This window comes from Lactimicrobium sp., assembly GCF_036453465.1.
Lineage (GTDB): Bacteria > Bacillota_I > Bacilli_A > Erysipelotrichales > Erysipelotrichaceae > Bulleidia.
The window spans coordinates 1-13,969 of sequence record NZ_JAZHUW010000049.1 but is presented as its reverse complement, the minus strand read 5'-3'; the positions used below and the strand labels follow the sequence as shown (position 1 = coordinate 13,969).

The following is a 13,969-nucleotide window of genomic DNA, read 5'->3' as shown; positions in this document are numbered from 1 at the left end:
TCAAGGACATTTCCGGGGATGATGTCATACCAGACCGGCAGCCCTGTAGCCTCATCCAGCACCAATACCAGGCGTACCATGACATCAGAAGCAGAAACTCCGTGACAGGATAACGCATTGAACGGATTATCTTCGATATCGTTTGGCAGGGGTGTGGAGTCAACGTAACAGGCTTTCCCGAAGGCCGGGTCCGAGTCCTGCATGACCTTCACAAAGTTCCGGAAGAATGCCATCCGCGTGTCATCTTCACCCATCAGAGAGAAGAACCGGGTATCACAGCGGAGAGTGCTTTCCGGAATGTCATCCAATACATAGGAAGCGAATGACTTTTCGATGAAGTTGTTGCAGGATATCTTCGAGCCATCCTTCAGAACCCCGTGGAGGACATGGCACAACACCCGCTCATAGTCCTGATTTTTTGGAAAAGCAGAACGTAAAGCAGATAGGAGCCTCGCTTTTTTCAAAAATTCCAGGAGCAGGAATGTGTCGCCGAATACGGTGTGGATTTGTGTATCCGGAAAGATATCGGCGCGTTTCAGTCTGGAATCATCCTTCCCAACAGGTGAAAAGGTGTCTGTTTGGGCATTATACTCAACCAATCCTCTGGTGGGAGACAGGAAAATGCCGCTTTTCTTGTCACTGTTCAGCCAGATTACCTTGCCGAGTTTCTCTCTGACAGTGTGTTTGGCGTGGTAGTTGCCAAAATCTCCGTATTTCGTATCAACAATAGCAGCTGATCCACTTGTAATGTTTCCACTTTCATCGCGAACGATTTTTTGCGATTTGATGAATGCCATTGTAGGTCTCCTATCAGAGCTTAAGTCCTATGTAGAACTACATTTATTATAGTTCTGACGTGGTGCAATGGCAATATATAGTTGAGAGCAGCGATAAAACCGCTTATGTGGTTCCCGCAAGGTGAGTGTAGTTCTACTTATTCGCTCATCTAAGGTTTATTAATTGCAAATGCAATTTCAATTAATGCTATGCAAATGCCATTCATGATGGTTGATAAACAAAAAAGTGAAAATTTGAACCAAGAAAAAAGTTTAGAATTTGAAAAGGGTCCAACATTTACCAAGGAAGATGATCATCATTATCAATTGGTATTCGAAAGTTCTGTAGAAAATATGCCGGAATTTATTTCCCGAGTTTACAGATATCGGTCAAATGAATCTGTTTTGGGAATCGGTGATGATAATCTCGTTACAGAGAGATTTATCTTTATGATTGGTAAGAAAAAGGCTTCACAAAATACAGTTACTGAGAATATCAGTGACTTCGGCTATGCATTAACGACAACATATACGTATAAATACACACCTGTTAGTGGATTCTATAGGATGAATTCGATTTCGGTCGGTGGTATTTATACAGATAGTGGATTAGTGTTTGATCATGGCGTTGTATATAGTTGCAATAATGGACAGACCGCCCACTCTTTACCAACTTCTCACTATAAATATACAAGTTTCAAAACTACAGGCGTCGTAATCTTATATGGTGATCCGGCTTGGGAGCCATCTGTTTCTGTAGAAAGAAATGTTGGTCAGGGAACGGGCTTTGCAGTTACTCTCTATTTTACCAGAGGTACTGGTCGTTATGACTCTCCATGGAATCGCTATTTCTAGATCATGATGATGAAAAAATCCCTTATTTTGATCCTGACAGCAATTTGCCTTCTCAGCTGTGCAGCAAATACAAAAAGCCTGGATGTGCCGGATCAAAGTGATCTGCAGGAATTCCGGTATATCTATGGGACTACCGATGGGACGACGTCGGTGAAGGAACCATCAAAGATTACGGAACTGGAATATCTTGAAAATGCAAAGTATGCAGGCAGGATGAAAGACAATACGGTCAAAGATGATGCGGTAACGATTGTACTGACCACAAAAGAAAACCAGAAGATTTACTATTACATCTATCAGGAAGATGGGAGAACGTATCTGGAAGATGTAAATCATCTTGATCTGTATACGCTGGATGACAAAGCGTATACGGATATTGTCAATCAGTGAGAATGCCATCCGGGATATCCGGATGGTTTTCTTAAGGTTTCGTTAAGAATTTCTTTTTCTTTCTCTTTTATAATGTGCGTAAGAGGTGGGGTTATGGCGTCAATTCTTCTGGTGGATGATGAGGTGGATATTCTGCATGCCTTGCGGATTTATCTTTTGCCGTATGGGTATGAAGTGCTTCTGGCAGACAATGGCAGAAAGGCAATTGAGATTCTGAAGGAAAGGCCGATTGATCTTGTGCTGTTGGATATCATGATGCCTGAGATGGATGGCATTGAAACGATTCGTGTGATTCGTTCCTTCTCCAATGTGCCGGTGATCTTTCTCAGTGCGAAAGGCGAAGAGGAAGATAAGATTGCCGGGCTGGAGGAAGGTGCGGATGACTATATTTCCAAGCCATTTTCTGCCAGTGAGGTGATTGCCCGGGTGCGTTCACAATTGCGGCGTTATCAGAATCTTGGCGGTAAGAAAAATGAGCCAGGCATTCTGGTGAATGGCGGCATCAGGCTCAATGAGAAAACGAAGGAAGTCAGTGTGGATGGTGAGCCGGTGCATCTGACAAGGACAGAGCTTCGTCTGCTGGAGTTCTTTATGACACACTGTGGCAGGACATATTCCAGCTCGGCTTTATATCAGGCCTGCTGGGATGAGGAACCCATCAATGGGGATAATGCCATGGCTGTTCATATCCGTCATCTGCGGGAAAAGATTGAGGTGGATCCTTCCCATCCGGAATATCTGCAGGTGGAATGGGGCAGAGGATACAGAATGGAGGATCGCAGCAATGTCAAAAAATAAATGGGTGCACAGAATTGCCTGGGTATTGATGATCGTCCTGTTTTTATGTGCATCTGTCTTTGTTCTGGTAACCCATGACAGTATGTCTGCCTATGGTTCACAGGTATTGATCAATAAACAGATGAATCAGGATGCTCTGGATTATGTCAATGCCTGGCGCAATGATCCCGCATCTGTGAAAACTTGGAATAACGAAGGCTCCAATCTGGAGATTTCACTGTATACCTATGAAAACAATGATCAGAATATGAGCTATGTTACCGGGGCATATCAAGGTGATCGCTCCACCGTTAATGTCAACATCATGTATGATGCCTTTACCGATACAACCTGGTATACAAACAAGACTGCACCCGGTGACAATCAGATCCTGTACCAGGTACGGATGTACCTGCCTTCTGTATTAACAGCACATGATATTTACTGGCGGATGACAAACTTCTTCAGGATGGACAGCTGGTTATCTCGCAATACCATCATTGGCATCCTGAGCGGGATTGGTACCATTGCCCTTGCCATCTGGCTGATTCTGATATCCAATTTCCACTGGCCAAGAAACAGTCTGGATATCCTGGTGATTATGGATATCCTGCTTGGGTGCATGTTTGTGCCGTTTATCAAAGCATATCCTATGCATGCCTGGGTTAACAATGGCAGAATTGTGAATCTGATCATACCGGTGGTCTATGCATTAGTTCTATTTCTTGCCGTTGTCTGTACGATCATGAATCTTGTTTCCTTAGTGCAAAGGCACCGGTTTTCCAGTGACAGTGCCATCGGCTATGTGCTTTCCCATCTGAATACAAGAATCTTTGTCCATCCGGTTTTCCGCGGCATTCTCTATGGCATTCTGATTGCCTTGTGGGTGTACTATCTGCTTTTAAGTGGCTATGAGGAAGAGAAGATTCTGTTCTCGTTTGCACTGCTGGTGCCATGTATAGACGCATTGTCATTACGCCATGGCATGAAGGTGTGTGAAAAGGCAGCGGATGAAATGGCAGGCGGAAAGACAGACTGGCAGATTGATGAGGATACGCTGCGCCATGTGCATGGGCTGTCCTATCAGCTGGCTGTGAAGATGAATCATCTTGGCTCTGCGCTGGATCGGGCAGTTGAACAACGGACAAAGTCACAGCGGCTGCAGTCACAGCTGATTGCTAATGTATCACATGATATCCGTACGCCTTTGACCGTCATTACAAGCTATGTGGATCTTTTGCAGAAGGAACATACACCTGAAGAAGAAAAGGAATATCTGCAGATTCTGGATAAGCAGTGCAGAAGGCTGAAGAGGATGAGTGAAGATGTGCTTGCGGCCTCAAAGGCAGAAAATGGAGCTGTGCCAGTACATCTTGAAAAGATTCAGATCAATGAGCTGCTGTGTCAGGCAGCAGGGGAATACCAGGACCGCTTTGACAAAGCAGGACTGACATTATGCATGGACCTTCCACAGGATGAGCTGGAAGTCAGTGCGGATGGCAGGCTGCTATGGCGCATCATGGGCAATCTTCTGGATAACGCATGCAAATATTCCCTTTCCTCTTCGCGTGTTTATCTGCAGGCAGGTAAGAAAGATGACAGCGTGTGGATCCGTGTTGTCAATGTATCCAAAGCACCATTGAATATGAGCGCAGATGAATTAATGGAACGTTTTGCCAGAGGTGATGTTTCACGCCACAGTGAAGGCAGCGGCCTTGGCTTGTCCATTGTCAAATCACTTGTGACTTTGATGCATGGCAGCTTTGGAATCCATATTGATACCGATCTTTTTACAGCAGAGGTTGTTCTTCCAGAATATGAGGAAAAAGATGAACTGGTGGAACAATCAGAACAAATATCATAAGACAGCAAAGGCCAGAATACCGAGTGGGTATCCTGGCCTTTTCAGACTGCTGTTTTGAATTGGATAATGATTCTGCATTTCTGAGTCAGTCAGAATGATCTTTTCGAAATCTTTCATCCATGTTATAACCGCAGTATTGTGAGGATACTTGATGCGTGAGGAACAGAAGAACAGATATCTGAGTGTTGGTGTGGTAGCTCATGTGGATGCGGGCAAGACAACCTGTATTGAGGCGATGCTGTATGAAGCCGGCAGGATCAAAAAGGCTGGCAGAGTAGATCATCGTGATACAGTACTTGACTATGATGAACAGGAGCGTGCCCATGGCATTACCATCTATGCCAAGGATGCCTGGCTGGACTGGCAGGATGAGCGGGTGTTTGTCATTGATACACCAGGCCATGTCGACTTTTCTGCTGAAATGGAACGTTCTTTGTCGGTGGTGGATCTTGCCGTCATTGTCATCAATGGCCAGGATGGTGTGCAGTCCCATACAAAAACCATCTGGAAGTGTCTGGAATACTATGGTGTTCCGGCTGTCATCTTCGTTAATAAGATGGATATTGCCCATCATTCCAAAGAAGAATTGTTAAAGGATCTGCAGAAAGAATGCAGCGACATGTGCATTGACTGGCAGTCCTCAGCAAAAGAAGAAAATATTGCCATGGCTTCGGAAGAGATGATGAATGCCTATCTTTCTGCCGGTCATCTGTCTCATGAACAGATTCAGGATGCCTTTACCAGAAGACAATTCTTCCCGGTTCTGTTTGGCAGTGCTCTGCATCAGGAAGGCATTCGTGAACTGCTGGATACGATTGTTTCTTTACCTATGGAAAAGCAGTATCCGGATACCTTTGGTGCGCGTGTGTATGCCATTTCTACAGATCCTAAGGGTGACCGCCTCTGCCATGTGCGGGTAACCGGCGGTGTACTGTCAGCCAAGATGAATGTGTCTGAGAATGAAAAGGTTGATCAGATCCGGCTGTATACCGGCCAGAACTATGAGATGGTCCAGGATGCCTATCCGGGCATGATCTGTACATTGAAGGGATTGCATTCTGTGGAAGCCGGGGATGGATTAGGCTTTGAAGAGGATCTGGAGCGTCCCTTGTTGAATGCATGCATGGATTACAAGCTCATTCTGCCGGATGGTGCAGATGTTCTGGCATTGCGTGATGTATGTTCCCAGTTAGCAGCGGAAGATCCCACTCTGCAGGTAGATCTTGACGCGGATCATCATTCCATCCATGTGCGCATCATGGGTGCCATGCAGATGGAAGTACTGCAGAAAAAGATCTATGAGCGCAGCGGTATTGAAGTTGGCTTTGGCCACGGCGGCATCGTCTATCATGAAACGATTGCAGATAAGGTGATCGGGGTTGGACACTTCGAGCCATTGCGCCATTATGCTGAGGCGGTTGTACAGCTGGAACCACTGCCTTTGGGCAGCGGTGTCCAGGTAGAATCACGCATTCCTGCCGGTATGTTATCGGGTATGTTTGAGCGCTCCCTTCTTTCTGCTCTGCGCCATGAACACCGCGGGGTATTGACCGGATCGCCATTGGATGATGTGCGCATTACCCTGATTGCCGGCAGGGGATCACTAAAACATACCAGCGGCGGCGATATGCGCCAGGCAGCCAGAAGAGCGGTACGGCAGGGACTGATGAAAGCACAGAGTATTCTGTTAGAGCCCTATGAAGACTTCCAGGTCAGTGTGCCGTCTTCTTCTTTGTCTCGTGTTCTCTTTGATCTGGATCAGCGGGACTGTACCTTTTCCATTCAGGAAGATAACGGTGATACCAGTGTGATTACTGGCAAGGGTCCGGTGCGTACCATGATGGATTATCAGAAGGATCTGACTGCCAATACCCATGGTCTTGGCCGTTTGTCTGCCAGTGTGTCAGGCTATGAGAAAGTGAAGAATCCCGATGCCATCATTGCTGCGAAAAACTATGATCCGGACAGTGATCTGCGCAATCCGACGGGTTCGGTGTTCTGTGCCAATGGGGCAGGATACTTTGTGCCTTGGACGGATGTGGAAAAGCATATGCATATTGATCTGCATCAGGAAGGCAGCAGTGCCGGGTATCGTCATGAGACGATCAAGGTAGCTGAGAATGATCTTTCCCGTATTCTGACAAGTGCTTCTGGCAATAACCGCAATCTGAAGAAGAAAGCAGCACCTGTCAGAAAGAAGGATGATGAGCGTGAACATGTCGAGATCAAGCCGGCTTCTTTGAAGGAAAGACGGATGATCATCGATGGATATAATTGTCTGTATGGCTGGAAGAGCATGGAACCCTATAAGAATGGGAATCTTTCGGTTGCCAGAGAGAAGCTGATTGATATCATCTATGCCTGGCAGGCATATTACAAGGCACCGATTGTGCTTGTGTTTGATGGCTATCAGCGCAAAGACAATGCCGGTTCCGTGGAAAACCGCCGGGGTATGACGATTGTGTATACACGTACGGACCAGACAGCCGATGCCTGGATTGAAAAGACGATTGCCGGTCTGAAGGGCAAGTATGATCTGACCGTTGTGACAAGTGATGGTTTGATTCAGAATGCTGTACTGGCAGCCGGTGCAAAGCGGATGTCATCACGTGAGCTGGAGGAGGAAATTGTAAGATGAAGATCAGAAGAGCAGAAGAAAAAGATATTCCGGTTGTTGAGAAGCTGTTGAATGAAGTGCTTGAGATTCATGCCGGTATCCGTCCGGATATCTTTGTGAGTGGAACCGTGAAGTATACAGCAGATGATCTGAAAAGGATGTTTTCTGATGACAGCTTTCTGATCTATGTGGCTGTGGATGACAAGGATGAGGTGCTTGGCTATGCGTTCTGCCGTCTGCAGGCACAGCCGCATCGGGATAATATGGTCCAGTTTAATTCCCTGTTTATTGATGATCTGTGTGTGGATGAACGGGCACGCGGCATGCATGTGGGCCAGGCATTGTTTGATCATGTCAAACAGAAAGCTGCGAAGCTTGGCTGCTATGAGGTGACATTGAATGTATGGCAGGGAAATGATAATGCCATTGCGTTCTATCAGAAAATGGGGCTGAAAGTGCAGGAGATGCGGATGGAATATATCCTGGATGACAGGAAGAAATGATGAAGAAGCGCACCATTGAAATGGATATGGTTCATGGTCCTTTGTACCGGAACCTGATTGTTTTTTCACTGCCTTTGATGGCGGCCAATCTTTTGCAGATGGCGTTCAATGCGGCCGATACGATTGTTGTAGGAAAGTTCTCCGGTCAGACAGCTCTGGCTGCGGTTGGCGCGACGGCACCGATCATCAATCTGATTGTCTCTTTGTTTGCCGGGCTTGCCATTGGTGCCAACATTGTCATTGCCCGTGCTATTGGCAAAGGGGCAAAGGAAGAAATTGCCACCGGTGTCAATGCCGGTTACTGGCTGTCTCTAGTCAGCGGCATTCTGTTAACCATCTTTGGCTTACTGCTGTCACCCATGCTGTTAAAAGCCATGGGTACACCGGATGACATCATATCCTTAAGTGTGCTGTATCTGCGTATCTATTTCCTTGGCTCCATTCCGCTGCTTGTCTATGACTTTGGCTCAGCAGCCTTGAGAGCAAGAGGCGATACCCTGCATCCAACCATCTATCTCTGCATCAGCGGTGTGCTCAATGTCTTTTTGAATCTCTTCTTTGTCATTGTGCTGCATCATTCAGTGGATGGTGTTGCTTTGGCTACGGTGATTTCGGAGATTGTTTCAGCTGTGCTTGTATCATGGTCATTGGTACATGAAACGGATGAAACAAGGCTGGTGCCTTCTTTGATCCGGTATCATAAACATGAGACACTGGAGATTCTTCGTGTTGGCATTCCGGCCGGCCTGCAGTCCATGATGTGGGCGATTTCCAACATTGCTGTACAGTCATCCTTGAATACATTTGGCTCGGTTGTTGTTGCTGGAAACAGTGCAGCGCAGTCGATTGAAAGCTTTGTGTATATTGGTATGGAAGCTTTCTCTCAGGCAGCAATCACCTTTACATCCCAGAATGCCGGAGCCGGTGAAAAAAAGCAGATCAAACGTCTGCTTGTGGTATTAAGCATCATGATGTTTATTGTGTCATTTGGCATTGGTGCTGCCTTGACACTGACAGGAAGGTACTGCCTGCGTCTGTATACCAACGATGATGCCGTCATTCAGGCAGGTATGGTCAGAATACGCTTTGTCGTGTTCTGGCTGTTTCTCAATGGCCTGCTGGATGTGCCGGCAAGCTCATTGCGCGGCATGGGATACAGCACACTTCCTACTGTGATTATGCTTGGCGGTATTGTCGGGGTCAGGCTGCTGTATATTGCTACGATCTTTCAGGCAATGCCGACACTGAACGTGCTGTATTTCTGCTTTCCACTGTCCTGGGCCATCACGCTTGTATTACAGTATGGCTTCTGGATCTATGCCTACCGCCGGTTCTGATGATTCAAGATTGAGATACATGATGTGCATATCCTGATAGGAGCCGTCTTTGATCCGGAATCCTTTTGGGATCACACCGACTTCTTTGAAGCCGCATCTTTGATAGAGATGGCGGGCATGGATATTGGTATCGACAACACCATTGAACTGCATGTAGCGAAATCCCTGTATTTTGGCCTGATGGATGCTGTCTTTGACAAGCATCTCGCCGATATGTTTACCGCGCAGATCAGCCCGGACAAGATAAGTCGCATTGGCACCGGAAGAGCAGCGGCCAAAGATGTTTTCATGCAGCAGATAAAAGCCGGCAACACGGTCCTCATCAATGGCACAGTGCACCGTCTTGCCGGCAAGAAAAGATGCCAGCTGTTCCGGTGTCCATTTGTCTTCAAACGGGAAGGATCCTCCTTCCTCGACAACTTCATTCCAGATCGATGTCATCTGTTGTAAATCTTCAGCTTGATATGTACGCAGTGTGACCATAAGTACCTCGTATTTCTTTCTGGCAATGATAGCACAAAAGCTGTAGTATCATGGGAGTGACGCAGGAGAATTGATTGATGAAAATTTGGATTACAAGACATGGCCAGACGGACTATAACAAGAAACATCTGATGCAGGGCAGAACCGATGCGCCGCTGAATGAAACAGGCATCCAGCAGGCCAAAGAGGCAAGGGCAAAGATCGGTGATATGCATTTTGATGCGGTCTATGCCAGTCCTTTGCAGAGAGCAAAAAAGACAGCCAGCATCATCGGTGATGTGCCGGAGGATCAGATTATTATCGATCAGAGGCTGACAGAGGTGGATTTCGGCAGATATGAAATGCACCGGTATGAATGTCTTGGCCCGAAGATGACATTCTACTGGCTGCTGCCGGAATTTCTGCCTTCACCGGCGACGGTAGAACCGCTGTCTTCCATGATTGCGCGCAGTTCTTCCTTCCTGCAGGATCTTGAAAAGAAAGACTATGATAATGTTCTGGTTGTCTGCCATGGCGGCATCATGCGCACCCTCTGCGGCTATCTCAAACACAGCCCCAAAGGCATCATGTGGAGACCAAAGCCGCATAACTGTGAAATCCGTGTCTTTGATACGGAGAAGAAAGATCATCCGATGATCAAAGATATCCGCTAAAAGCTTAATATTTGAAAGTAATTATAGCTGTAACTAATAAATTGCTAACCTTTGCTGTTTTCTTGATAGAAGGAGGAATTATTATGAGTTCAGTTATGAGTGCTATTCGTAATACAATCCCAATTAATCAATTTAATCGCGGGCTTGCCGGGAAAATATTTGAAGATGTAAAAAAACCGGCGCTAAGGTAGTGATGAAGAATAATGTTCCAGAGTGTGTATTGCTCTCTCCGGAAGAATATACAGAGTTAATTGATGAGTTGAATGATGCCCGGCTTCTTGCTATGGCAGAGGAAAGAATTGAGAAAGCTGATCTTTCAAAAACAGTTTCTGCAAAAGATGTCTATAAAGAGCTTGGAATTTCAGAAGATGATTTGGCAGATTATAAGGATGTAGAAATTGAATGAAATGGCAATTAGAATATCTTCTTGAAGCTGTTAAAGATTTAAAACGTTTAGATGGTTCAGAACGTATTTTAGTTACAAAGGCAATCAAAAAAGTATTGGATGATCGAGCCTGCTGACAAAGTAGGCTCCAGAAACACAATTCATGATAAGAAATCCCATTCGAATCAGTCTGGATGGGATTTCTTTATGTTTTCTTCTCGAAATATACTAAAAAAGGATATTATTCCTTGCCATTGGTGTCCTTACTGCTGTTTTCAAGTGTCTTTATCCTCTTCAGGTTCACGAGAAAAATCGATACCGCTGCCTGTATCGTCATTCCAATCATTCCGCATGCATGTGCTTCTCCATAGTCAAGAGTCTGCTTGAGCTCAGCGTTCTTTGCCTCGATCTTATACCGTTCGGCATAGAGCTTCCTAAATTCATCAGTATTCATGTAATCCATCTGAGCAATATGCGTATCTGATTTGATCTTTACGGAGTATGTTTTTGATTTGGCCCCTTTTTTATAGCATCCTTCTCTAAGGGGACATGTTTTACATTTCTCTATATCAAAGAAATAAAGAATTACCCTCGTGTTTGATCCATCCGCTGCTTTTTCCTGTCCGCTCTTGCACTTCCGGATTGCCATGTGTCCTGCAGGGCAAACATACATACCTGCATCTTTATTGAATTCAAACTCCTTTTTCCTGCTTCCATGAAGAACATTCTCACTCAGCTTTGATGCCAGTCTGATTCCTTTTTCAGTAGTGTAATCAATATTATCTTTCTCAGAATATGCTCCGTCTCCAATCAGTGCATCTGCCTTTACTCCTGCCGCTTCTGCCTTTTCAATCAGATTCACTGCCTGCTTTCCATCGTGTTTCTCGCCGGTCGTCACCGTCGCACTTACAATGACTCTGTCAGTTGTCATTGCAATATGCGTCTTATAGCCAAAGAAAGAAGTATCTGCAGTCTTGTGTCCAATCTTCGCGTCCTGATCTTTGGAATATTCCAGCTGCTCATTCGTGTCATCAACTCCTTCTTTGAGGTAGTTGAGACGCTCCTGAATATCCGGAATGCTTTTAAAGCGTTCATCAGAAGTGATCAGATCCAATAGTTCCCTGCAGTATTCAATCTCATCTTCCAGAAGACCGCTGCTTTCCCGCTTCTTAGGCATTTTATCCTTCATGGATTCATCTGCTGCATATACGGATTTGCGTAGTTCCTTTGCCCGCCTGATCAGTTCTTCCCGCGCAGAGATGTGCTGGTAAAGCGCATTGGTATGTGTGGAATCAACGATGATCTTCTCATGATCATGAATAACGCCTTTCTTTTTTCCAAGCTCAACCGTTTCGCCAATCAGCACATCCAGCAGATCCGTATCCTTGAGTCTGGTTCTGCGAAACTTGGTGAGCAGACTGGGATCAATGAATTCCGTTTGTTCAGGAGAATATCCCAGAAAATATTTCATCTCCATGTCATATCGAACCCGCTCAATCAGATCGCGATCGCTCAACTTGCGCGCGGTCTTCAGAAGGAGATATTTAAACAGCAGTACAGGATCTGCAGCGATTCTTCCCATACACTCGCTGTAATTCTTCCTGACTTCATTTGCGACAAAAGAGAAATCGATATTATCGTTAAGCTGACGCCAGAAGTTGTCAGCGGCAATCAGAATATCATAAAGCCCATTGTAAGGGCCAACATCCAACTGGGGCATATCAATCATTTTAAGCATAGGGAAACCTCACTGTGTATAGCCATATTATACACCATGCATGCATGATATACAAGAAAAAAATAAACGCGTAATCATCAGATTATTGAGATTACGCGCAAATCATAGAGGCATTTAACACCAGACTGCTCTATTGGAGATCGGTGAATCAGTTTTTCAATAACCGCACTTTTTCAGCAGCCTCGGATGATCCCATGCCTTCTGTAGAAGGAGGACTGGGAAAACCACTTGGCCATAAAAATGGCAATAATTTATATGGATTTCTGAAAATCAAGCTGATCAGAGCGGGAATACGAGTTGTTTATCAATTGAAACGTGAAGAAGATACAATGCTTGTGATCATCATTGGAATGCGCTCTGATGATGAAGTCTATGAGATTGCATCAAGGCGCATCAATAAATATCGTTTATAACAAAGAAAAGAGAAATAGAACCAGGGAATCAATAATTTTGAGCAGGTTTAACAAAACGGAACATCTTTCATTTGATCTGGTGTTCCGTTTTCTTTATGTGCAATGTTTACTTTTGGAGTTTTTCCAGGCTATGAGGGCTTCGAGAACAGGCATTATTGTTGCAAGTTTATCTTCGACTGGTGCATGGAAAGATTATGAATAATAGGATGCTGCAAGCAGAATCAGCAGTAACATGCTGCACATATAAGTGATATTGATGATCCGCTCGCCTTTGGTGGCATCTATTGTACTTTCTTTACCCATTCGTGGATATAAAATCATGAGGATAATCACTACTGGGCCTAGCGTGAAAACAATGACATCTTTAAATGTTCCATTTACTGCATGCATATTGACCGCAAGTGCAAAGGTGAAGCCAAGGATCGAGATGAGGTGATAAAACAGCTTTTTCTTTCTCATGGTTTCCTCCATATATGTAAAGTGGATGTGTATCAAGACATTTGATAAGTTATACGCCTGGATGAACAGCTATTTTATTAGGATTTGATAGACAGAAATAACAGTTTCTTCAATTAACAGAAAAGGGCAGGATAGATGTCGGCAGGTGCATTGTGCAGGATGATGATCAGAAGAGCAATAGAAAATAACAGACCACCTGCTGCCGCCTTGGATGAAATATGTCTTGTTACGGCAAAAATCACTTTGATAAACAGGATGATCAGCAGAATACTGATACTCAGGATTCTGAAGACGGCCACTGGTACAAAATGATAAGCTTTCTGCTGTTCCAGGATATATCCGTTATTAAGCCGGCAGACAATGAAGAAGATCATGAGATACAGCACATACAGGACGATGTGAATCAAGAGCGAGTGTTTATCTGCTTGGGCTATTTCCGTCATGATGTAATCTCCCTTTGCAATATGGATGCTGCAGTTTTTTAATATTTCGAATTGTCTGATTCTGATAAAGCAGAAAATGTATGATTACACCCATATGTTAGCCCACAGAATTTTCGGATACAATCTATTTTCATGGCATAAGCGTTTTTCCTGAGTTTTGAAGCTGCGGTTCAAATCCTCTGATTGCCATAATTTCAACTTGCTCAATATTGATGCTTGTTTCTGCAGAGTAAAATCTGCAGTTTTTTTGTCAATCTTTTTATATTTCTATGTAGT

At 44.8% G+C, this 13,969-nt stretch carries 15 protein-coding genes; 10 read left to right on the top strand and 5 right to left on the bottom strand.

The window, feature by feature from the left end:
• Positions 1–797: hypothetical protein (locus SOI44_RS09785; protein WP_331349028.1), on the bottom strand; the 797-nt coding region annotated here is incomplete at its 3' end.
• Positions 798–1,001: 204 nt separating this feature from the next.
• Between SOI44_RS09785 and SOI44_RS09780 the strand changes: the two genes are divergently transcribed.
• The 7 genes from SOI44_RS09780 to SOI44_RS09750 all read left to right on the top strand — a co-directional run bounded on the left by SOI44_RS09780 (position 1,002) and on the right by SOI44_RS09750 (position 9,119).
• Positions 1,002–1,631, top strand: coding sequence for a hypothetical protein (locus SOI44_RS09780; RefSeq protein ID WP_331349027.1), 630 nt, complete (start codon positions 1,002–1,004; stop codon positions 1,629–1,631).
• Positions 1,632–1,715: 84 nt separating this feature from the next.
• Complete coding sequence (locus tag SOI44_RS09775; RefSeq protein WP_331349026.1) at positions 1,716–2,021, top strand: hypothetical protein; 306 nt, start codon at positions 1,716–1,718, stop codon at positions 2,019–2,021.
• Positions 2,022–2,114: 93 nt separating this feature from the next.
• A complete protein-coding gene (locus SOI44_RS09770) occupies positions 2,115–2,819 on the top strand; it encodes a response regulator transcription factor (protein ID WP_331349025.1) in 705 nt (234 codons plus the stop codon).
• Complete coding sequence (locus tag SOI44_RS09765; protein ID WP_331349024.1) at positions 2,806–4,662, top strand: sensor histidine kinase; 1,857 nt, start codon at positions 2,806–2,808, stop codon at positions 4,660–4,662. Before SOI44_RS09770 ends, SOI44_RS09765 begins: the two co-directional genes overlap by 14 nt.
• A 151-nt stretch (positions 4,663–4,813) precedes the next feature.
• Positions 4,814–7,300, top strand: coding sequence for a translation factor GTPase family protein (locus SOI44_RS09760; RefSeq protein ID WP_331349023.1), 2,487 nt, complete (start codon positions 4,814–4,816; stop codon positions 7,298–7,300).
• Complete coding sequence (locus tag SOI44_RS09755) at positions 7,297–7,782, top strand: GNAT family N-acetyltransferase (RefSeq protein ID WP_331349022.1); 486 nt, start codon at positions 7,297–7,299, stop codon at positions 7,780–7,782. The genes SOI44_RS09760 and SOI44_RS09755 overlap by 4 nt, the downstream gene beginning before the upstream one ends.
• On the top strand, positions 7,779–9,119 hold the full coding sequence (locus SOI44_RS09750) for an MATE family efflux transporter (protein WP_331349021.1): 1,341 nt from the start codon (positions 7,779–7,781) through the stop codon (positions 9,117–9,119). Before SOI44_RS09755 ends, SOI44_RS09750 begins: the two co-directional genes overlap by 4 nt.
• Here SOI44_RS09750 and SOI44_RS09745 read toward each other — a convergent pair.
• Positions 9,078–9,560 (bottom strand): GNAT family N-acetyltransferase, encoded by a 483-nt coding sequence (locus SOI44_RS09745; protein ID WP_331349020.1) that lies wholly within the window; start codon positions 9,558–9,560, stop codon positions 9,078–9,080. The genes SOI44_RS09750 and SOI44_RS09745 overlap by 42 nt on opposite strands.
• A gap of 119 nt (positions 9,561–9,679) precedes the next feature.
• On the opposite strand from SOI44_RS09745, the gene SOI44_RS09740 reads away from it, so the two are divergent.
• Together SOI44_RS09740 and SOI44_RS09735 are read left to right on the top strand one after the other, a co-directional pair.
• The gene (locus SOI44_RS09740; protein ID WP_331349019.1) at positions 9,680–10,255 is read left to right on the top strand and encodes a histidine phosphatase family protein; all 576 of its coding nucleotides are present in this window, start codon (positions 9,680–9,682) and stop codon (positions 10,253–10,255) included.
• 193 nt (positions 10,256–10,448) lie between these two features.
• Positions 10,449–10,661: a hypothetical protein gene (locus SOI44_RS09735; RefSeq protein ID WP_331349018.1), complete on the top strand. Its 213-nt coding sequence runs from the start codon at positions 10,449–10,451 to the stop codon at positions 10,659–10,661.
• A gap of 220 nt (positions 10,662–10,881) precedes the next feature.
• Here the strand turns inward: SOI44_RS09735 and SOI44_RS09730 are convergent, their stop codons facing one another.
• On the bottom strand, positions 10,882–12,369 hold the full coding sequence (locus SOI44_RS09730) for an IS1182 family transposase (protein WP_331349029.1): 1,488 nt from the start codon (positions 12,367–12,369) through the stop codon (positions 10,882–10,884).
• Between the two features lie 203 nt (positions 12,370–12,572).
• On the opposite strand from SOI44_RS09730, the gene SOI44_RS09725 reads away from it, so the two are divergent.
• Positions 12,573–12,791, top strand: coding sequence for a hypothetical protein (locus SOI44_RS09725; RefSeq protein ID WP_331349017.1), 219 nt, complete (start codon positions 12,573–12,575; stop codon positions 12,789–12,791).
• Positions 12,792–12,983: 192 nt separating this feature from the next.
• Here SOI44_RS09725 and SOI44_RS09720 read toward each other — a convergent pair whose 3' ends face one another.
• Positions 12,984–13,250, bottom strand: a complete 267-nt coding sequence (locus tag SOI44_RS09720) for a hypothetical protein (RefSeq protein ID WP_331349016.1) — start codon at positions 13,248–13,250, stop codon at positions 12,984–12,986.
• Between the two features lie 113 nt (positions 13,251–13,363).
• Complete coding sequence (locus SOI44_RS09715) at positions 13,364–13,693, bottom strand: hypothetical protein (protein WP_331349015.1); 330 nt, start codon at positions 13,691–13,693, stop codon at positions 13,364–13,366.
• Between the last annotated feature and the right edge of the window lie 276 nt (positions 13,694–13,969).